The following is a 21,355-nucleotide window of genomic DNA, read 5'->3' on the forward strand; positions in this document are numbered from 1 at the left end:
CCGTGCTTCTTTTGAGGACGATCGAATCGAGGGATGCCAAGCGGCCCTTTTCGGCGCCGACGATCCGGGTGCGACCCGAGGCGGACGTGCTATCCTGCGGAAGCCAGTTGGCGGGCTCGCTCGCCCCAGGCGCCAAGCGTACGCGCTTGGCTCGGGATCAGCACTTCGCCGGCATCCCCCAAGGTCTCGTCCATCCGGATCACGCCCAGCCCCATCAGTACGCGGTGGACGATCGGGTCCGCCTCCGCCAGCGCAGGTGCAAGACCAGTCACGCGGCCGCGGTCGAGGCGAGCAAGAACGCGGCCGGTGCCCTGTTCGGCAAACCGGATCGTGGTCATCCTGCGAAGGCAGTCGCGCAGGAAGCGCATGTCACCGAGCCTGTCCCGCGGCGGTACGCCGACATACACCGCGTCGGGATCGCGCGCCTGGATGTTGATCGCCCGATAGCGATCGATATCGAGCAGGACCCGCACGTCGAGGATGTTCATGACGCCGCCCACCCCAAAGGCGACGGTTCGTGGCCGTTGGCCGTCCGGCACGCTGTTGTCCAGAAACTCGAAGTGAACTTCCTTGTCTCGCCGCAGCACCCAGGTGAAGAACAACCGCGGCATGCCCGTATAGGCCTCCACATTGTGCGCGAGCAGATCCTCGACCGCTTTGTAGCGGCCGAACTGCTGGCCCCGCTTCCAGGCCCGCTCCACCGTGGCGTCGGGCGGCGTGACCATGAATTGCATGTAGACTTGGTGCCCGAACCGGGTGAGGAGTTGGCTCCCCATCTCGGTCCCGGGATTCACCGCGAAGCTGTCGAAGCGGAAGCGATCGATGAGGAGGTGGGAGATCCGACCTGCCTCCGCCTTGCGCGCCATGTAGCCGTCGAGCTTCCGGTCGACGATCTCGACCTCGTGCCCGGTGAGTGGGCCTGCATAGCGCCAAGCTGGGCCGAGGCTGTCGTAGTCGAGCAGATACTTGCGCCAGACATCCGGAGTGATCAGCGCAAAATCCGCCCAATCGAGCCCCAGGGATTCCACCAATGCGCGCTGATGCGGCCGGATCGTACTTTTGCCGGAGGCGGAGGACCCCTTCACGTTCAGAATGACGGGGCCGTCCTGCGGCCTGAGCCGCCCATAGCCCTCCCGGTCGATCACAGTCTGCATCCAGGGCTCGATCATCTCGCCGAGCGCACGACTGCCATAGCTGTTCGCGAAGAGTATGCCGGCGAGCTTGCAGAGCAGCGTCCGGTCGCGGATCAGGAAGCCACGACGGCCGATCACGCTGGCAACGACGGAGCGAAGCGCCGCGCAGGCTGCGATCGCCATAGGATCGGCGGCCTCGGCGGCGCGTTGCTGCCACGCCTCGAGATGAAGCTCCGCCCTTCGCTCCGGGTCCAAGCCCGCACGTGGCGCGCGCGCGAGCGCAGAATCGGTTTGCCGGAAGGCGCTGGTCCAGAAAGTCAACCAGGGCGGCGATGGGCGGATCGGCGGCGCGGAAGGCAAGCCCTCGCCCAGCATCGCGGCGACTTCAATCTGGAGAAGCGCCGCAGCCTCCGCACGAAGCGCCGCGAGGCGGGTGGCGATCTGCGGAGCGTGGGCGGCGAGGCCGTCTTGGAGGATGGTGGAGACCATAGCGCGGAAGTTCACGCCAAGGTCGCCGTAGGTCTGCCCCATCGGCACGAAGAGATCCGCCATGACGCGGATCAGAACCTCATGGATCACCAGCCGTTCGGCTCGGAAGACCACGAGCTGAGTCAGTGGCAGACCGCTGACATCGCTCATCTCGAAGGCGTCCGCGAGTGACGTCTCGACGTTCACGCTTCGAAACACTGTCGCCAGGGGTAGGATCGTGCGGGGAAGGCCTGACTCGAGACCGGGGTTCCAGGGTCCGCAGACATCATCGCGTATGGCCTGCGGCGGGTCCTCCCGGGCACGGATCAGCATGCCAAAGCCCTCCGCCCCTCAAGAGGCTCCTGTCCCGAAGTCCCGACTGAGATCTCGAAGATGAGAGCGGTCAGGCCGCCTGTGGCTCCTCGATCGCTTCCAGCCGGAGCTGATACTGATCGCCCCAGAGTTCGCCAGCCTTCTGATACCAAGCGGTGTCGAAGTAGACGCGGCAGCAAAACTCGCTGGTCCAGATGCAGACTGCGATCAGACGGCCATCGATCACCTTCACGTGGCGGCTGATCAGGCCGCCTGTAATTCCAGTCGACGGGCACATATCGATGCTGGTCATCCCGTAGCTGTTCTCGCCACTGAAGATCACGGGGCAGTCGAGGATGGCCAGAAACCGCATGGAAGTCCCTCCTTCATGAACCGACCGAGGATCGAGGCGTCACCGGGTGCGCCCTCTATGCTCGTCGGCGCCGGCGCCAAGAGCCAGCTTTGTTGTGCCTCATCCGCCGGACGAGGGTTTAGAAAAATCTGTGTTCAAACGAGATCAGGGTCAAGACGACCGCACCGCAAAAGCTTTTGTGCAGCACAAACCTTGCCTCACCGAATCTACATCTCGCGGTCCGATAAGTTGAAGACAAATCCTGTCACAACCCATGCATCGGTGTCCTTTCCGACATCTTCCCACATTCCAACGGCTCATCACGGCGCAAGTTCGGTCACGCAACCTTGGCGCTCACCTCGGCGCTCGCCGTAGCGCTTGGAGGCACCGCCGCAACGCAATCCCAGATACTCTGGATAGAGTGGAGGGCGAACCCGTCCATGATCGCAATGTGGTTGGTCTTGTGGGTGCAGAAGACCTGTAGACGATCAGCTGGGGGCGTCCGGATATCGACGGACACGACGTTCGGCGCCGTCAGCATCCACACCAGACTATCCAGAACCTCAAGACCCTGATCCGCCATGGCCTGAAAGATATCGCGCTCCGTCAGTAGACCCATGAAGGACCCGGTGTTCTCGCAACGCCCGTCCACGACGATCAGGGCGTCGACATCGGGCAAAGACAAGGTTTGGACCGCTTCGCGAACGGAACGATCCATGCGGATGGCACGGACACGGGAGTCAGGACTGATCGGTGTCTGACGTAACTCCGTCATGCCTCCCCTCCCCGGATCTCTACGTCTTCTCGGATGAACACTGGTATACAGAATTTCAGCCGTCAACGCGCGCGCTGCAATATTATGCAAAAACCAGCAACAGAATCTCCCCTTTGTCGCCTTTGACGCTTCGGCCTGATCAGGCGTTCGCAAGCTACGGTTTGCGAATCACCTCGGTATTTCACTGATTTCGTGCTGCATCGCAAAAATAATCGATCTGGGAGGCCAGTCTTCGCCTGGAACGGGCCAACCCGCGATTTTTTATGAATTTGGCTTGCAGACACGACCGTCTGGATACGAGAAGGTGCATTATCGCGCAGCTTCCGACCACGGGAGCGCGAGGGTGCTGTCCGCCGCGGAGGCGCTCCGGTGTCAGGCGCAAAGTCGGTGGAATGGCCAAGCGATTGAGCCCGTTCCCCTCGAACGCCCAGGTTGAGAAATCGATTGGCTCTGCCGACGCCAAAGCCCACGCTTTGTTATGAAAGCACTTCCGATTTTAATCCCTGTTGCTGCGTTGCGAAATCGATTTCTTGACCAAAGACCCTTGACGACTGCATCGGCGCGAGCGAGGCTGGTATTCCACATACCAGTCGGCACCAAGTTCGGCGGCGGGTGGCCTTTGCGCCCAGGATCGGCCCTCGAGCCGACCGCGTATCTCGTTTCAAAAAATGATGGAGGAAAGCCATGTCGAGGGCGGAAACTGCACCTGAGCGCGTATCCGACAGTTATCGATGGGGACAGCTCGTAATCGGCGTCATCTGCATGGTGATGATTGCCAACCTGCAATACGGCTGGACCTTCTTCGTCCCGGACATCCAGAAGAAATTCGGCTTCGATCGCGCCGCGATCCAATGGGCCTTCACCTTGTTCGTGCTGTTCGAGACCTGGCTGGTTCCGGTCGAGGGCTGGTTCGTCGACAAGTACGGCCCGCGCGTGGTGGTGCTGTTCGGCGGCCTGCTCTGCGGCATCGGCTGGGTCATCAATTCCTACGCCAGCAGCTTGAACATGTTCTATCTCGGTCAGGTCGTTGCCGGCATCGGCGCGGGCGCCGTCTACGGTACCTGCGTGGGCTCTGCCCTGAAGTGGTTCCCGGACAAGCGCGGTCTCGCCGCCGGCATCATTGCCGCCGGATTCGGCGCGGGCTCGGCCCTGACCGTGGCACCGATCCAGTGGATGATCGCCGATCACGGCTTCCAGGCCGCGTTCTTCAACTTCGGAATCGGCCAGGGCCTCGTCGTCTGCGCGCTGGCCTTCTTCTTCACCTCGCCGAAGAAGGGCCAGGTCCCGGAGGTCGTCGCCAACGCCAACATCATTCAGACCCGGCGCAACTACACGCCCGGTGAAGTCGCCCGCCAGCCGATCTTCTGGCTGATGTACTTCATGTTCGTCATCGTGGGCGCCGGCGGCCTGATGATCACCGCCAACCTCAAGCCCATCGCTTCCGACATCGGCGTCGACAAGGTTCCGGTCACGATCATGGGCATCACCATGGTGGCGATCACCTTCGCGGCCACCATCGACCGCGTGCTCAACGGTCTGACCCGTCCGTTCTTCGGCTGGGTCTCCGACAAGATCGGCCGTGAGAACACCATGTTCGTCGCCTTCGCGATGGAAGGCTTCGGCATCTACATGCTCTACCTCTGGGGCCATGATCCGCTGTGGTTCGTGCTGCTCTCCGGCTTCGTGTTCTTCGCCTGGGGCGAGATCTACTCCCTCTTCCCCTCGACCTGCACGGATACCTTCGGCACGAAGTTCGCCGCCACCAATGCGGGGCTGCTCTACACCGCGAAGGGCACCGCCGCCCTCCTGGTGCCCGTCGCGAACTACCTGCAGCAGGCGACCAACAGCTGGGACGGCGTGTTCCTGGTGGCCGCCGGCGCCAACATCCTTGCGTCGCTGCTCGCCATCGCGGTGCTGAAGCCCTGGCGCAAGCGGGTGGTGGCTCAGGCCCTGGCCGTCTCCGACGAGACCAAGCCGGCTTCGCGGATCGCGGTCGCCTGATCCTTCGGACCGTATGACAGCAGAGCGCGGGGGCCGGACATCAGTCCAGGCCCCCGCGTCCGTTGCGGCCCCCAGGCAAAGCCTCGGTCTCGAGCAGGCAACGCCACACCTCAGGAGGAGATGTCCGATGCAGTCGCTCGCTCCCTGGCGCCCGATGCACACCGCGCCGCAGACGATCGATCGGATCTGGCTCAATCATCTGACCCTTGGGCCGATCCTGGCGGAGGGACGGCCCGGACGCTGGTATGCTCCGAGCGCCGCCCATCAGGTCTGGCGCTGGTATCGCTCCGTCGAGACGAGCGCGATCGAACCGTTCAGCGGCTGGCTGCCCTTCGAGGCTGTGGCGGGCACGGCGTTCCCTGCGCGGCCCGCAGCCGACACTGGATTGATCGGTCCCGGCCTGATCCGGGCGGAAAGCACGTCGGAGGATGTGACGACGACGCGCGCCTGATGCGCGCCGGGTGACCCGTCAGCCTGATCGCCCGGACCGATCCGGTCGCCCCATCGACACCGGGTTCTGGGCGTCTACAGCCTGGATCCCCGTTCGAGGCATGCGCCGAGCGGCCTGTCCGCAGCGTGCCGAGCGCGTATGGTAAAGGCCGCGGTTGTCCTCAGGTCGAGACAGGACGTTGGCCACCATGAGCCTTGCCCGAACCCTGCGGCCGGTCGCGGATCTCGACTTCCACGATGTGCAGTCGATCCTGCTTCCCGTCGCGGTCACCCCGCTTGAGGCGTGGAATCTCATGACCGGCGCCCCCCGCCCCCTTATGCGGCTGGCGTTCCGTCTCCGCGATGCGATGTCCGCGCCGTTCGGCGTCAAGCGCATCGGCGGATACGGCCGAGCGAACCCGAAGCAGGTCAGTGCCGGGGAGCGGCTGGATTTCCTCCTCGTCGAGCATGCTGAACCCGACGTGCTGATCCTGACCGAGCGGGATCGGCACCTCGAAGTCATGATCTGCATGGCCATCGAGGGGCGCCGACTGACGATCACGGCCTCCGTCGTCACCCACAATGCCTTCGGGCGCCTCTACATGCTGCCGGTTGCACCGGCGCATCGGCGGATCGTCCGTCACGATCTCAGGCTCCTGCAGCGAATCCTGCGGGGCAGCGTGGCGAATTCTGCGGTCCCATAACGTCAGGTGGCGCAGACCGTCGCGCTGACCGCCACCGTGCGGTCCGATCCCTGGCCACATCGGAAGGCCGCCTCCTCGCAGGGTAGCAGATCGCCCCCGGCGGGCGAACAGACCGCAGATCGTCCGGGCACGAACGAAGAACGGCGCGCCTCGCGGCGCGCCGTTGTATTCATTCTCGGGATGTTGCGGCGGATTTCGCCTCAGACGGCCCGAGCCTGGTGCAGGTGCTCGATCTGCTGCTGCGTGTAGCCAAGGTCGAGCAGGACCTCGTCGGTGTGCTCGCCCAGCAGCGGCGAGGCCTTCACCTCGACCGGCATATCGGAGAACTTGATCGGGCTTCCCACCGTCAGGTACGAGCCGAGCTTCGGGTGCGGGACCTCGACGATGGTGCCGCTGGCGCGCAGGGACGGATCGACCGAGAGTTCCTTCATCGACAGCACCGGCGAGCACGGGATGTCGAATTTGCGCAGGATGTCGACGGCCTCGAACTTGGTCTTGTCGGCCAGCCACGCCTCGATGGTGCCGAAGATGTCCATGATCTTGTCCTGGCGAGCCCGGGCCGTGTTGTAGGCCGGATCGTCGATCCACTCTTCCTTGCCGATCGCCTTGCAGATCGGCGCCCAGGCATGGCCCTGGATGGTGAAGTAGATGTAGGCGTTCGGGTCGGTCTCCCAGCCCTTGCACTTGAGCACCCAGCCCGGCTGGCCGCCGCCGCCGGCATTGCCGCCGCGCGGCACCACATCCGTGAACTCGCCGTGCGGATACTGAGGGTATTCCTCGAGGTAGCCGAGGGCATCGAGACGCTGCTGGTCGCGCAGTTTCACGCGGCACAGGTTGAGCACCGAATCCTGCATCGACACGGCGACCTTCTGGCCCTTGCCGGTCTTGTTCTTCTGATGAAGCGCCGTGAGGATGCCGATGGCCAGATGCATGCCGGTGTTCGAGTCCCCGAGGGCGGCGGCCGACACGGTGGGCGGGCCGTCCCAGAAGCCGGTGGTCGAAGCGGCACCGCCCGCACACTGGGCGACGTTCTCGTAGACCTTCAGATCCTCGTAATGGTGGCCGTCCGAGAAGCCCTTCACCGAGGCAAGGATCATGCCTGGGTTGAGTTCCTGGATGCGGGCCCAGGAGAAGCCCATACGGTCCAGCGCACCCGGACCGAAATTCTCGACCATCACGTCGGACTGCTTGATAAGGTTCTCGAGAACCTCCTTGCCTTCGGGAGTTTTGGTGTCGAGCGTCAGCGAACGCTTATTGGAGTTGAGCATCGTGAAGTAGAGCGCATCGGCATCCTCGACATGGCGAAGCTGCGTGCGCGTCACGTCGCCTGCACCGGGGCGCTCGACCTTGATCACGTCGGCGCCGAACCAGGCCAGGAGCTGCGTGCAGGCCGGGCCAGCCTGGACGTGGGTGAAATCGATGATCTTGGTACCCTCGAGCGGCTTGCTCATCGTGGCGTTCTCCCTGTCGCTTAAACCGATAGACTTGGTTGGAAGCCGTTATCCGACATTCTGCCCGGTCGATCCGGGTTCTGGTTTGGCCAACACGACCGGTGAAGACGCGGCTTCAGAGTCGTCCTGGTCCGATCCGTCGCGCCGCCTTCAAGCGACGCGGGATTCGAGGTCCGCGAGGCGCCGGCGCAGGGTGCGCTCGTCGTTCCAGCGTTCGGTCTCGTCGCGGATGATCGCGGCGATTCCGGTGACGTTCTGGTCGGGACCGTGGATCAGCCCGACCGTGAAGGCGATGGAGAGCGCGCGCCCGTCCTTGTGGATCGCCGGAACCCGCAGGACGTCGGCGCCATACTTGGTCACCCCCGTCGCCATAGTTTTGGCGTACCCGTCCCAGTGGCGCTTGCGCTGTCGCTCCGGGGTGATGAGATCGAGGGACTGGCCGATCGCCTCCTCCGCCGCGTACCCGAAGATGCGCGTTGCGGCCGGATTCCAGACGGTGATCGCCCCCGCGGGATCGGACACCACCACCGCGTCCCCCGCCGCCGCCACCAGCGCCGCGAAATCGACGTCCTGCGCCATGGTCATGCCGTCTTCCGGCGGCCTCGCACTCCGCATCGTCGGATCGAAAGGCTCGGGGATTTCGGCATTGGACACTCCTCTGTTCTCCGCCGGGCCGGAACCCAGACGTTGGCGTTGCGAGGACTTGCTGTTTCGACGACTTGCTTTTTCTCTGCTTCCGTCGTTGGTATTTGGTATGCCAACGATTAGAGGGTGTCAACCGAGGCGTTCCGCACCGCTCGTGGGTTTCACACCGGGGCCATGAGGCCGGCCGTGACCGCCCGCGGAAGGGGTCGGAGCAGGGAGGCGGGCCGGAACGTTCTCGGATCGGTGCCGACAGAAAATGGTCGTCTGAGGGAGACACGCGATGGGGCCGAGCCCGAGCATCACAATCACGCAGATCGAAGGCTACAAATTCGCGGTCGATTTCGGCAGCATCCTGCCACACTTGATCGTCGACGAGGCCGTGCCGATCGGCAAGGGCGAGGGTCCCTTTCCCGAGCAGTTGCTGGTGAGCGCCGTAACCAACTGCCTGTGTGCCAGCCTCGTGTTCGCGCTCGGAAAGTACAAGCAGGATGCGGGCGGGATTCGGGCCGAGGCCCATTGCGAGGTCACGCGCAATGCCGAGAACCGCCTCCGCATCACCGGGATTACGATCGCCATCATCCTCGGGGCGACGGCCGACGCCGTGCCGCGCATCGACCGGGTGCTGGAGCAGTTCCAGCGCTTCTGCACCGTCTCCGAGAGCGTCCAGGCCGGCATACCCGTCGCGGTGGCTGTCCGCGATGCGGCCGGCACGCTGCTGTCCTGAGAGTCCACCACCTCCGTTACGGAAGGATCTGCCATGACCCATTCGGATCGCACCACCGACACGGCCCCGGCGTCAGCCGCACCTGCATTGACGGCGCAAGCCCCGGAAGATCTGGCCCGCCTCTTCAACGAACGCGCCAATGCGGGTGACGTGGAGGGCCTGGTGGCGCTCTACGAACCGGATGCCGTGCTGGCCGCCGGCCGGGTGGTGGCGACCGGGCATGCCGAGATCCGGAAGTTCTATGCCGACCTGCTCGCCCGCAAGTCGGACTTTCCGGCGGCCGAGGCCCTGCCGGCGATCCGCAACGGTGAACTTGCCATGACCTTTGCGCGCCTGCCCAACGGCACGATCTCGACCGAGACGGCCCGGCGTCAGGCCAGCGGCGGATGGCTCTGGTCGATCGACCAGCTGAAAATCAAACCGCTTCCGGTGGACAAGGCGGACTAGCAGGCCCTCGGCGCCGCCCCACCCATCCGCCACAGAGGTTCGCATGATCGATCCCCAGCTCGCCGGGCGGCTCACCTTCGCCCATCGGCTTCCGACGAAGCCGCCCCTGCCTCCGGGGCGCCATGCCCTGGAATTGTTTGCCGAACGCGACGCGATGCTGGTGGTGCCGGATGGGATCGTGCCGCGCCGGCCGACGCCCCTGGTGGTGCTGTTCCACGGAGGCGGCGGCAGTGCCGAGAAGATCCTGCCGATGCTGGAGGACCACGCAAAGGCACGCGGCTTCCTGCTTCTGGCGCCCCAATCGCTGTTCCCGACCTGGGATCTGGTGATCGGCGGGCATGGTCCCGACCGCGAGCGGCTCGATCAGGCGCTCGCCGAGGTGAGCGCGCGCTACCTCCTCGACCCGACTCACCTCATCTTCGCGGGCCATTCGGATGGCGGCAGCTACACGCTCTCCCTCGGCCTCGCCAACGGCCACGTGGTCACCCACCTCCTCGTCTCCTCGGCGGGCTTCCTCTCCGTCCACCTGCAATCGGGGGCGCCGCGGATCTTCCTGTCGCACGGCACACGCGACGAGCAGATTCCGATCGCCCGCAGCGCCCGGGTCCACGTCGCCCAGTTGCGAGAGGCCGGCTATGAGGTGATGGCGGTCGAGTACGATGGGCCGCACGCCTACGATCCATCCGTGGTGTCCGAAGGGATAAGGGTCCTCCTCGAGGGTACGACCTCCTGAAGGTCCGAACGCGCCGGACGAATGCCCGGAGTCTCGCCGGCCCCTCGCTTCTTTGCGCCGGCACGACCCGGAGGACCTGCTGCAGCCTGATCGACAACGTCCACGATGCGGTCCGACGGCACGCGGCGCTCGGTTTCTGCGCGCCGATCCGAACAGGAGCCACGACAGGACAGGTCGCCCGCAGATCACGCCCCGCTCTACGCGAGCAGATCAACATCAGTGCAGGACTGGCGCCGCAAATATAAGTATGAACCCTTTTCGCCAGCTCGACGTTAGGACGGAGTTAATCCTAATCTTGAGCACCGCGACGATGCCGTTTGGCCCTTGGAAGAACACATCGGATCGCGCTGCGCGAACGCTTGTGATGGCAAATTCACACGCGGACGCTCCGTCCATGCTGGAAGTGTTGGGCAAACGTGGATTGGATATTTCCGTTGCCGCCATCGCGCTCTTTCTGCTCCTCCCGCTGCTGCTGATGCTCGGCCTGCTTGTCTGGGCGAGCGACCGCAAGGCGCCGATCTTCCGCCACATGCGGATTGGACGCGATGGCCGCCACTTCGGCTGCCTCAAGTTCCGGTCCATGATCACGGACGGCGATGCCGTGCTGCGCGCGCATCTGGCGGCGAACCCCGCCGCGCGGCGCGAATGGGAGGCGACGCACAAGCTCACTCATGATCCACGGATCACGAAGCTCGGCTCGATCCTGCGCAAGACCAGCCTGGATGAGCTGCCCCAGTTGGTGAACGTCTTGCGCGGCGAGATGAGCCTGGTTGGCCCCCGCCCGATCGTTTCCAGCGAGATCGAGCGCTACGGCGCGGCGTTCGCGGCCTGCTTTTCGGTCACGCCTGGAGTGACCGGCCTGTGGCAGGTGTCGGGGCGCAGCGATTGCTCGTACGCCGAGCGGGTCGCCCTCGACCTCGACTACGCCACCCGCTGGAGCTTCTCACGCGACATGGCCATCCTGTTGCGGACCGTCCCGACCGTGCTGACGCAGCGCGGCAGCCGCTGACATCCGGCAGCGCAGGCGTCGCTTCACAAGGTCGGGAATTCGATCGGATGGGACCCGGTCCGATTCGCCGGGGTGCCTTGCCTGCACTGCACCCGCACCTGGACCTGAACCCGGGAATCCCGATCGCGGCATGGCCGAACCCATGCCGGGCCATGTGCGATCGTCACGACGCGAGCGCGTGCCGTGTCTGCATCTATCGTGAAGCGACCGTCCTGGATCGGGCGCGGTTCTCGGATGAAGACGGGATCGGGAACGGCTTTTCGCGGCGCGCCGGCGCGTGAGACGTCTGCGAACAGAATCAGCTGCCGGCCTCGGTCTTCGGATTGTTAACAATCCCAATTGCGCAGTATCCAAGCGCGTCATAAAATACTTGAACAATTAGGGAGGCCGATCATGGCAGCAGGCGGAAATCTTGCACCTGTGACCCAGGACGATATCCTCAATGTCCGTCCCTACTACGATGATTTTCAGCAGTTCTTCAGCTTCTCGGATCTCACCCAAAACGACAGAGATCCTGAGGGTGGCCCTCTGACGCTGGTGGCGATCGAGCCAAAGCCCGGCACCGGCACGGGAGACTGGGCTTCCTTAAGCGACCCCAATACCGACGCCATCTATTTTTCCGTCGGCAATCCGTCCATCCGTGCTGAGGGCGTGGCCACCTTCGTCTACACGGTTGCCGATCAGGAGGGTCTCACCAGCACCGGCACGGTGCAGATCCTTTACGGGGAGCCCGCTCCGGAGCCGCGGTCGATCACGGTTTCGGAGGACACGCGCGTCTTCGTCGCCAGCTACATTATCGCCAATGGCGGAGGGACCAGCTACGATCAGCCCGAACACGGCGTGGTCTATCAAGAAGACGATCCGGAAAACGGCCGCAACCAGCTCATCTACTATCAGCCGGATCCGGACTTCAACGGTACCGATACCTTTGACCTCATATCCGGTCCCAACGGCGGCCCTCTCACTTACGCCCCCATCGTTCTCACGGTCACGCCGGTGGCGGACGCGCCCGAAGCCAGCAACGACAGCGGCGCCACCGGTGCCGGCCAGCCTCTGGTCATTCCGATCGCGCAACTCCTGAGCAACGACACCGACGCCGATGGCGACACGCTCACCCTCACGGCGGTCGGCGACGCCGCCAACGGCTCGGTGAGCCTCGGCAACGGCCAGGTCGTCTTTACCCCGAAAGCCGGCTTCACGGGTCAGGCCAGCTTCACCTACCAGGTCGAGGACGGGACCGGGCTCAGCGATACGGCCACCGTCAGCGTCCTCGTCGGGCAAACCGCGGCCGGCAGCTATGTGCGCGGCACGGCGGGGGCCGATACGCTGGACTACGCCTCCGCCACCACGCGCGTGCAGATCGCGGGTCTGGAGGGCAACGACACGCTTCGGGGTGGCGCCGGCAACGACGCGCTCAACGGCGGTGCGGGCAACGACATCGCCACGGGCGGCGCCGGCAACGACAGCATCACGGGCGGCATGGGCGCCGACCGCCTCGGTGGCGGTGCGGGCAACGACACCTTCCACATCGCGCGCGGCGATCTTTCCCTGACGGGTGCCACTGACCTGATCGTGGACTTCCAGGGTGCGGGCCAAGCCGGGGGCGATGTGATCCGCTTCACGGGCTTTGCCGCGGGCTCGACGCTGGCGCTGGTCGGTGCTTCAGGCAATGCGCGGGTGTACGAGGTGCAGGACGGAGCAGGCGTGTCGGAGGGGCAGATCCTGGTGAGCGCGGGCGGTGCGCTGGGTCAGGTACTGACCTCGAGCGATTACGCCTTCGCCTGAACGCCAGGAAGGGGTCCGGTCCGAGCGCCCTTCCTGAAGGGTCCCAACTCCACCGACCGGACACGAGCAGCCTGCGCCCTCATGTCGAACCGGCCCCACCGGCTCCCCGGCCACACGGTTTGACTGAGATGACCGGCCGCGAGGTCCCGGCTCCGGCAGCACTGATTCGGACCTGCGTTCGAAGGAGAAGGCCTTCGGTCGGCCTCTAAGCAAGGGCTCGGCTGAGCCCCGCATTGTCGAGGCGTCCGCCAAAGGTTTGTGCGTCCGCCTTACCGATGCTGATGCCCTGAATACTGAGGGTCTTGATGTCGCCCCCCAGCATGTCGCGGCCGCCTAAGCCGATGACGGTGGCAGTGCTCGCACCGGCCGTCTCGACGATCTTGGTATTCTGAATCCCGATCGTGTAGATGTCGTCCCAACGCCGCCGACGACGGGGACCTCGCTGGCCGTACGGCGGGACGTATCGGTCTCGAAAGGACTCACCAGGGTTGTATTCCGGTCCGGGTAAACCACCGCCGCGATCATCACTGGGCCAATCTCCAGCATCGGGTTGCCGGCATCGTCAAGAGCGGGCCATGCAAGGGGCTTGACCGGGATCTGTAAGAATATTTTCAAGATCAGACTGTATTCTTATAGGACTGTATCTCTAGGAATTCAGCACTTCGACAAATCAGCCAATATATTTCGCGTTGCTAAAAAACAACAAGGCATAAAATTCTGGCAGTATCGATCTTTGTAGCTTCAAAGAAGCAGAGCTCGCGGTCGGATACAAGCGCGAGTGCCTGCGAAATCTGGACGCACTGAGGCAATTACCGGCTCAGGGGTTGCATAAACTTGTTCATAGTGCTCTAGGTTCCCTCCGTCGGAAGCAAAATGTGAGTGACGGATGGCAAGTACAACCCAGTCGAAAGCCCAATACACCGCAGGGACTGCGAACGCGGACCGGATCGATCTCTCTTCTCGCGGCACGCAGACCCAGCTGATCGCGGGCGGCAACGGCAATGACGTCCTCATCGGGGGGACGGGCAACGACAAGATCAATGGGGGCGCCGGTCAGGACACGATTCGTGGCGGCCGCGGCGCCGACACCCTGACGGGCGGGGCCGGTGCGGACCGCTTCGTGTTCAGCAAGGCGGATCTCGCCGGCACGGCCAACCTGACGGGCGCAGCCCTCGATCGGATCGTAGACTTCCAGGGGGCCGGCGTCGCCGGCGGGGACACCCTGGTGTTTGAGGGCTTCGCCGCCGATGCCAGCGTGGTCGAGATCAGCAGCCGCGGCGCGCTGCACACCTACGAAATTCAGGAGAACGGGACCGCCGTGGGCCGCTTGAACGTCGTTCATGCCGGCGACCTGATGGTATCCGTCGACGTTGTCGGCGCCTCTGCATCGACGACCATTCCGCTGCCGCCCGTGCCGCTGCCGCCGGTGGTGGTTGCCCCTCCGGTCGAGCCCAAGCCCCCCGTGGTGGTCGCGCCACCGGCTGAGACGGGCGAGTCGGCCCGCGCGAGTGCCACACCGACCCACACGATCAAGGCCAACAACGCCGTCAAGGCCCTGAGCGGCACGGCCGGTCACGACGACATCTGGGGCTGGGACAAGGGCAATGCTGTCCTGAAGGGCGGCGCCGGCGACGACACCTATCATATCTGGCAATCGAGCGATCAGGTCGTCGAGGCGCCCAGCGGCGGCGTCGATACGGTCATCGTCGCCTGGCGCGACTACATCCTGCCCGACAATGTCGAGAACCTGAGCTTCAGCAACGCCAAGAGCGGCACCGGCAACAGCCTCAACAACATGATCACCGGCGATGGCGGCGCCCAGACCCTCAACGGCAAGGCCGGGAACGACATCCTGACCGGCCGCGGCGGGGCCGATACCTTCATCATCGCCAAGGGTGAGGGCAGCGATATCATCACCGATTTCACCTCCGGCGTGGACAAGGTCCGCCTGGAGGGGGTGAGCCTCCACAGCTTCGCCGAGCTGAAGACGGCGGCCAAGCAGGTCGGTTCGGACACCGTCATCGCGTTGGGTGGCGGCGAGACGCTGACGCTGGACAATTTTTCCGTCACAAACCTCAAGGCGAAGGATTTCGCCCTGCCGGCGGACCCGTCGCATCCGGGCATGACGTTGAGCTTCGCCGAGGAGTTCAACGGCCTGAGCGCTTCGGCGACGGGCAACGGTACCGTGTGGAAGAGCTCGCTCGGCATCGGCAGCCAGGATCGGACCCTGGGGTCCAACAACGAGGCGCAGTACTACACGGACAAATCCGTCGGCTTGAACCCGTTCTCGATCTCGAACGGCGTCCTCAGCATCACGGCGGCTCCGGATCACGACGGCAACCCGCTGGGTCTGGCCTACACCTCGGGCGTGCTCACCACGGCCAAGTCGTTCGCCCAGACCTATGGCTATTTCGAGATGCGCGCCGAGCTGCCGGCGGGCCAGGGTATGTGGCCTGCCTTCTGGCTGCTGAACGCCGACGGGACGTGGCCGGCCGAACTCGACGTTCTCGAATTCCTGGGCCACGACAAGGACACCGCCTACGCCACGGCGCATTCCTCGATCGGCGGCCACACTCTGACGAGCTTCCCCGTCAAGACGGACGACCTCACCGAGGGCTTCCACACCTTCGGCGTCGATTGGCAGAAGGACACGCTGGAATGGTACATCGACGGTGCGAAGGTGGCCGAGATGGCAACCCCGCGTGACATGCACAAGCCGATGTACATGCTGGTCAACCTGGCGGTGGGTGACACCGGCAGCTGGCCGGGCAAGTACGACGCCTCCATGCCGACCACGCAGCTGAACGTCGACTATGTCCACGCGTGGGCTAACGACGCCATCCACTGACCCGCGTCTGTTGGTGCCTTACCTCCGGCCCTGAGATCCGGCGGCTTCGTCGACGCCGCGGCCTGCAGAGGCCCGGGTCTTCGGGACTTCAGATCAGGCAGGGCTGAAACAAAAACACCGGATGCTGCTGGCACAGTCGGGTCGACCGACAGCAGCATCCGGTCCGGTGGCGGATCTTCCTTCCGGCGAGGAAGGTTTTAGCCCGCCACTCCCATGAAAACGATTTTGGCGGAAGCCAGGGCACGGCGCGTCTCGCGCTTTTGGCCACGGCGCACTGCCTCCCGGGAGCGACCTCGTCCGGTGAGGGGGCGACATCCACCTGACGTCGGAACTCCGGATGGAGGGGTCTGGATCGTGCGGCAGGCCCGCGCAACCGCCCTCGACATAACGCCGTCGCCTGCGCCGGACCGCGAACCGATATCAGCCGCCCTCCCTGCCCATTGACGGCACGTCCGGGCGCTTGGCCAGATGCAGGCCGCGACCAGCTCCCGCACTCGCTCCATCCGGGGCCTTTGAACTCAATGTTTAGATTAATTTGTCTGTGTCGCGGTACTGATCTTTAACGAAACAAGTACCTCACTACGCTAAGTTGGGGAACAACCGGCAGTATTTGCCCTGCATTAACTTGGCTGCTCGCATCGTCCGTCATCGATCGCGAGAAAGTAAGCGACCCATGGCGGACACGGCATTGTTATCGGCTCAGTACACCGCAGGCAAAGCGGGTGCGGATCGGATCGACCTCTCGTCGCGCGGGACGCGCGCACAACTGATTGCCGGCCAGGATGGTGATGACATCATCATTGGTGCATCGGGCAACGATACAATCAACGGTGGCGTCGGAAACGACATCATGACCGGTGGGCTCGGCGTCGACACCCTGACGGGTGGAGCCGGGGCCGACCGCTTCGTGTTCAGCAAGGCGGATCTCGCCGGTACGGCCACCCTGACGGGCGCCGCCCTCGACCGGATCACCGACTTCGAGGGCGCCGGCGTCGCCGGGGGCGATACCATCGTCCTCCAGGGCTTCGCCACCGATTCCAGCGTGGTCGAGGTCAGTCGGCAGGGCGCGCTGCACACCTACGAAATTCGGGAGAACGGCGTCGCCGTCGGCCGTTTCACCGCCGTCCATGCCGGAGAGGCGCTCAAGTCAGGCGACTTCGTGTTCGAGGCGTCGGAGGCGTCCGTGGTCAAGCCTTCTCCGGAAGCGCTGATCACGCCGGCGGCGTCGAGCACGCTCGCGCCGGTGGTTTCCGCAACCGCACCAGTCAGTTCGAGCAGCGGCCCGATCGCACCCCTGGCGGCTCAGTACACCGCCGGCACCGCAGGTGCGGATCGGATCGACCTCTCCTCGCGCGGGACGCGGGCGCAGCTCATCGCCGGCCAGGACGGTGACGACATCATCATCGGGGCGTCGGGCAACGACACCATCAACGGCGGCGCCGGCAACGACATCATCACCGGTGGGCTCGGCGTCGACCTGCTGACGGGCGGGGCCGGAGCCGACCGCTTCGTCTTCAGCAAGGCGGATCTGGCCGGGACGGCCGGCCTGACGGGCACGGCCCTCGACCGGATCACCGACTTTCAGGGGGCCGGCGCCGCCGGCGGGGACACGCTGGTGTTCCGCGGCTTTGCCGCCGATGCCAACGTGGTCGAGATCGCCCGTCAAGGTACGCTGCACACCTACGAGATCCGCGAGCACGGCGCGGCCGTCGGCCGCTTCACCGCCGCCCATGCCAATGGCACGCTGAAGTCCGGCGACTTCGTCTTCGAAGCCTCCGCGGAGACGCCCGTGGTCGCGGCTCCCCCCGTGCTGTCGAAGCCGCCCGTGGTCGTGGCTCCGCCCGTGCTGGCTGCGCCCTCGGCTGAGACGGGCGAGGCAGCCCGCGCAAGTGCCACGCCGACCCACACGATCAAGGCCAACAATGCCGTCAAGGCCCTGAGCGGCACGGCCGGGCACGACGACATCTGGGGCTGGGACAAGGGTGGTGCGGTCCTGACCGGCGGCGCCGGCGACGACACCTACCACATCTGGCAATCGAGCGATCAGGTCGTCGAGGCGCCCAGCGGCGGCGTCGACACGGTCGTCGTCGCCTGGCGGGATTACACGCTCTCCGCCAATGTCGAGAACCTGATCTTCAGCAACGCCAAGAGCGGCACCGGCAACAGCCTCAACAACATGATCACCGGCGATGGCGGCGCCCAGACCCTCAACGGCAAGGCCGGGAACGACATCCTGACCGGCCGCGGCGGGGCGGATACCTTCGTCATCGCCAAGGGCGAGGGCAGCGACATCATCACCGATTTCACCTCCGGCGTGGACAAGGTCCGCATGGAGGGGGTCAACCTGCACAGCTTCGCCGAGTTGAAGCTGGCAGCCAAGCAGGTCAGTTCGGACACCGTCATCGCGCTCGGCGGCGGCGAGACGCTGACCTTGCAGAACGTGGCGCTCACGAACCTCAAGGCCGGCGACTTCGCCCTGCCGGCGGACCCGTCGCATCCGGGCATGACGTTGAGTTTCGCGGAAGAGTTCAACACCCTCAGTGCCTCGGCCAACGGCAAAGGCACGGTGTGGAAGACGACGTACGGCATCGGCAGCCAGGATCGGACCCTGGGGGCCAACAAGGAGGCGCAGTACTACACGGACAAATCCGTTGGCACGGACCCGTTCTCGATCTCGGACGGCGTCCTCAGCATCACGGCGGCCCCGGATCACGACGGCAATCCGCTGGGCCTGGCCTACACCTCGGGCGTGCTCACCACGGCCAAGTCGTTCGCCCAGACCTACGGCTACTTCGAGATGCGTGCCGAGCTGCCGGCGGGCCAGGGCATGTGGCCGGCTTTCTGGCTGCTGAACGCGGCCAACAATGGACGGACCGAACTCGACGTCATGGAGCTTCTGGGCCACGACACGGACACCGCCTACGTGTCAGCCCATTCCAAGATCGGCGGTCACACCCTGACGAGCTTCCCCGTACAGACCGAGGATCTGACGGAAGGCTTCCACACCTTCGGGGTCGACTGGCAGAAGGACACGCTCAAGTGGTATATCGACGGCGCGAAAGTCGCCGAGATGGCGACACCACGCGATATGAACGAGCCGATGTACATGCTGGTCAATCTGGCGGTGGGTGACACCGGCAGCTGGCCGGGCAAGTACGACGCCTCCATGCCGACCGCCCAGATGAACGTCGACTACGTTCGGGCGTGGGCCAACGACGACCTGCTGTAAGATCCAGCTGGCTCGATTGAAGCGCTGATTTGCATCAGCCCGGCAGGCGTGTGGCTGCCGGGCTGAACGACACCGACCGCGTTCCGCATCCACGGCTCGGCAGCGTCTCACCTGCGCGAAGCAAGCGATCGACAGGCGCCTTCTCCGCCGAATCTCAGGCCTCGTATCGGTGCAGAGCGCGCCAGGACCACCTCCGCACACATGACCGACAGGCTGAATGCGAAGCGGTGGAACCGCAGCGCAGGCAGGATCCGGCGACCGTGGCGCCAGCCGAGACCGGCCCAGATTGGACGAGCCGTCGTCATGATGTTCGCAAGATTCCGAAAACACAAAAGCTCCGGACGTAGGTCCAGAGCTTCGGCCGTCTGAGGAGATTTGGTGGGTGCACAAGGGTTCGAACCTTGGACCCGCTGATTAAGAGTCAGCTGCTCTACCAACTGAGCTATGCACCCAACGCCTTGCGGCGGTCGCTGCGGCCCACCAAGTCCGCCGCGACGAGGGGGCTGATAGCAAAGGGCTCCGGAGGTGTCCACCCCCGGAGCGTTATTTTCTCGGCTAAACCGCCGCCGGGCTCTGGGCGTGCAGGCGAACGGCCGAGGCCGAGAGCTTGTTGAGGGCGGAGAGATAGGCCCGGGCCGAGGCCACCAGGGTGTCCGGGTCGGCGCCGCGCGCGGTGACGCTGCGTTCGCCGCTCTTCAGGCGAACCGAGACCTCGGCCTGGGCATCGGTGCCCTCCGTGACCGCGTGGACCTGATACAGCTCGAGGTCGGCCTCGTGCGGCACCAGGGCCTGGATCGCGTTGAAGACGGCATCGACCGGACCGTTGCCGTCGGCCTCCTCGGTGACCACGCGTCCCTCGATGTCGAGCTTGAGGGTGGCGCGCTGCGGGCCGCGCGTGCCCGCGATCACCGACAGGGAGACGAGACGGATGCGGTGGTGCGCGGTCGCGAGGTTCTCATCGACCAGGGCCTCGATATCCTCGTCGTAGACATGCTTCTTGCGGTCGGCCAGGGCCTTGAAGCGCTCGAACACGTCCTGCATCTGGTTGTCGCTCAAGCTCAGGCCGAGCTCTTCCAGCTTCGAGCGGAAGGCGGCGCGGCCCGAGTGCTTGCCCATCACCAGCGACGTCTTGGCGACGCCGACCGAGGCCGGGGTCATGATCTCGTAGGTCTCGGTGTGCTTGAGCATGCCGTCCTGGTGGATGCCGCTCTCATGGGCGAATGCATTCCGGCCGACGATCGCCTTGTTGTACTGCACGGGGAAGTTCGTCGCGTGGCTGACCAGCTTCGAGGCGCGGGTCAACATCGTCGACTCGATGCCGGTCTCGTAAGGCATCACGTCGCCACGGGTGCGGATCGCCATCACGATCTCCTCCAGGGCGGCGTTGCCGGCGCGCTCGCCGATGCCGTTGATGGTGCATTCCACCTGCCGTGCACCGCCCTCGAGCCCCGCCAGGGAATTGGCGATGGCGAGGCCGAGGTCATCGTGGCAATGCACCGAGAAGATCGCCTTGTCGGCGTTGGTCACGCGGTTTCGGACGTTCTGGAACATCCGGCGGTACTCGTCCGGCGTGGCGTAGCCCACCGTGTCGGGCAGGTTGATGGTGGTGGCGCCCGATCGGATCGCCGCCTCGACGCAGCGGCAGAGATAATCGATCGGCGTGCGGGTCGCGTCCATGGCCGACCATTCGACATCCTCGACGAGGTTGCGCGCCTGGGTCACGGTTTTCAGGATGATCTCCACCACCTCGTCCTCGGACTTGCGCATCTGGTGCGCGAGATGGATCGGCGATGTCGAGACGAAGGTGTGGATCCGTCCCCGGACAGCGTGGCGCACCGCCTCGCCCGCGCGGGCGATGTCGGCCGGGATCGCCCGGGCGAGACCCGCGATCGTGGCGCGCTTGGCCCGGCGCGCGATCTCGGACACCGCCTCGAAGTCGCCATGCGAAGCGATCGGGAAGCCCGCCTCGATGATGTCGACGCCCATCGTGTCCAGGAGTTCGGCCACCGCCAGCTTCTCGTCGAGCGTCATGGTGGCGCCGGGGCATTGCTCGCCGTCGCGCAGGGTGGTGTCGAAGATGAGGACGCGGTCTTTGGGTGTGGAATCGGTCACGGAAGCGGTCATCGGAGGAATCCTGTCGCGGCGCGGTCCCGGGCGGACGCGGACGCCGGTGGTGTCGAGGGAGCCCGGGCGGCCAGCGCCGTCACGGGTCTCGCGGATGCGCTCCCCTGAGAGCCCAGGCGCACGCGCCCGGACGGCCCTCAGGGGCGGATAAGGAGACGCAGGAGGACGAGAGACGCGCGCGACCGA

Annotated in this window: 16 protein-coding genes and 1 tRNA gene; 10 read left to right on the plus strand and 7 right to left on the minus strand. The window is 65.0% G+C overall.

The features are described from left to right. Positions 1-89 precede the first annotated feature (89 nt). The 3 genes from J7U37_RS03140 to J7U37_RS03150 form a co-directional block, all read right to left on the minus strand. Positions 90-1,808, minus strand: a complete 1,719-nt coding sequence (locus J7U37_RS03140; RefSeq protein ID WP_247634789.1) for a hypothetical protein — start codon at positions 1,806-1,808, stop codon at positions 90-92. Positions 1,809-2,004: 196 nt separating this feature from the next. After that, the gene (locus J7U37_RS03145) at positions 2,005-2,286 is read right to left on the minus strand and encodes a hypothetical protein (protein ID WP_247634790.1); all 282 of its coding nucleotides are present in this window, start codon (positions 2,284-2,286) and stop codon (positions 2,005-2,007) included. Positions 2,287-2,602: 316 nt separating this feature from the next. Then, positions 2,603-3,040, minus strand: a complete 438-nt coding sequence (locus tag J7U37_RS03150; RefSeq protein WP_247634791.1) for a hypothetical protein — start codon at positions 3,038-3,040, stop codon at positions 2,603-2,605. A 684-nt stretch (positions 3,041-3,724) separates the two neighbouring features. Here J7U37_RS03150 and oxlT point away from each other — a divergent pair. From oxlT to J7U37_RS03165, 3 genes are all read left to right on the plus strand, one after another. Next, positions 3,725-5,041, plus strand: a complete 1,317-nt coding sequence (gene oxlT / locus J7U37_RS03155; RefSeq protein ID WP_056182039.1) for an oxalate/formate MFS antiporter — start codon at positions 3,725-3,727, stop codon at positions 5,039-5,041. Positions 5,042-5,168: 127 nt separating this feature from the next. Then, positions 5,169-5,492: a hypothetical protein gene (locus J7U37_RS03160; RefSeq protein ID WP_247634792.1), complete on the plus strand. Its 324-nt coding sequence runs from the start codon at positions 5,169-5,171 to the stop codon at positions 5,490-5,492. A 187-nt stretch (positions 5,493-5,679) separates the two neighbouring features. Continuing rightward, positions 5,680-6,174, plus strand: a complete 495-nt coding sequence (locus J7U37_RS03165; protein WP_247634793.1) for a DUF2867 domain-containing protein — start codon at positions 5,680-5,682, stop codon at positions 6,172-6,174. A gap of 200 nt (positions 6,175-6,374) precedes the next feature. Here the strand turns inward: J7U37_RS03165 and frc are convergent, their stop codons facing one another. Together frc and J7U37_RS03175 are read right to left on the minus strand one after the other, a co-directional pair. Beyond that, positions 6,375-7,625: a formyl-CoA transferase gene (frc, locus tag J7U37_RS03170; RefSeq protein ID WP_056182032.1), complete on the minus strand. Its 1,251-nt coding sequence runs from the start codon at positions 7,623-7,625 to the stop codon at positions 6,375-6,377. Between the two features lie 150 nt (positions 7,626-7,775). Beyond that, positions 7,776-8,210 carry a PAS sensor domain-containing protein gene (locus tag J7U37_RS03175; RefSeq protein ID WP_056182260.1) on the minus strand — a complete coding sequence of 145 codons (435 nt, stop codon included), beginning with the start codon at positions 8,208-8,210 and terminating at the stop codon, positions 7,776-7,778. 340 nt (positions 8,211-8,550) lie between these two features. Between J7U37_RS03175 and J7U37_RS03180 the strand changes: the two genes are divergently transcribed. The 7 genes from J7U37_RS03180 to J7U37_RS25070 all read left to right on the plus strand — a co-directional run bounded on the left by J7U37_RS03180 (position 8,551) and on the right by J7U37_RS25070 (position 19,045). Next, the gene (locus J7U37_RS03180) at positions 8,551-8,994 is read left to right on the plus strand and encodes an OsmC family protein (RefSeq protein WP_247634794.1); all 444 of its coding nucleotides are present in this window, start codon (positions 8,551-8,553) and stop codon (positions 8,992-8,994) included. A 33-nt stretch (positions 8,995-9,027) separates the two neighbouring features. Further along, on the plus strand, positions 9,028-9,441 hold the full coding sequence (locus J7U37_RS03185) for a nuclear transport factor 2 family protein (RefSeq protein WP_247634795.1): 414 nt from the start codon (positions 9,028-9,030) through the stop codon (positions 9,439-9,441). Between the two features lie 43 nt (positions 9,442-9,484). Then, positions 9,485-10,174, plus strand: a complete 690-nt coding sequence (locus J7U37_RS03190; RefSeq protein WP_056182023.1) for an esterase — start codon at positions 9,485-9,487, stop codon at positions 10,172-10,174. A 394-nt stretch (positions 10,175-10,568) separates the two neighbouring features. Further along, complete coding sequence (locus J7U37_RS03195; RefSeq protein WP_244478340.1) at positions 10,569-11,183, plus strand: sugar transferase; 615 nt, start codon at positions 10,569-10,571, stop codon at positions 11,181-11,183. A 420-nt stretch (positions 11,184-11,603) separates the two neighbouring features. Continuing rightward, the gene (locus J7U37_RS03200) at positions 11,604-12,968 is read left to right on the plus strand and encodes a tandem-95 repeat protein (protein WP_247634796.1); all 1,365 of its coding nucleotides are present in this window, start codon (positions 11,604-11,606) and stop codon (positions 12,966-12,968) included. A gap of 886 nt (positions 12,969-13,854) precedes the next feature. After that, positions 13,855-15,816 carry a family 16 glycosylhydrolase gene (locus tag J7U37_RS03205; RefSeq protein WP_247634797.1) on the plus strand — a complete coding sequence of 654 codons (1,962 nt, stop codon included), beginning with the start codon at positions 13,855-13,857 and terminating at the stop codon, positions 15,814-15,816. A 673-nt stretch (positions 15,817-16,489) separates the two neighbouring features. Continuing rightward, positions 16,490-19,045: a family 16 glycosylhydrolase gene (locus tag J7U37_RS25070; protein WP_282103563.1), complete on the plus strand. Its 2,556-nt coding sequence runs from the start codon at positions 16,490-16,492 to the stop codon at positions 19,043-19,045. A gap of 376 nt (positions 19,046-19,421) precedes the next feature. On the opposite strand, the gene J7U37_RS03225 is transcribed toward J7U37_RS25070, so the two are convergent. Together J7U37_RS03225 and J7U37_RS03230 are read right to left on the minus strand one after the other, a co-directional pair. Then, a tRNA-Lys gene (locus J7U37_RS03225) sits at positions 19,422-19,497 on the minus strand. Positions 19,498-19,600: 103 nt separating this feature from the next. Beyond that, positions 19,601-21,169, minus strand: a complete 1,569-nt coding sequence (locus J7U37_RS03230) for a 2-isopropylmalate synthase (RefSeq protein WP_247634798.1) — start codon at positions 21,167-21,169, stop codon at positions 19,601-19,603. Between the last annotated feature and the right edge of the window lie 186 nt (positions 21,170-21,355).

The organism is Methylobacterium sp. 37f (genome assembly GCF_023093475.1).
Classification (GTDB): domain Bacteria; phylum Pseudomonadota; class Alphaproteobacteria; order Rhizobiales; family Beijerinckiaceae; genus Methylobacterium.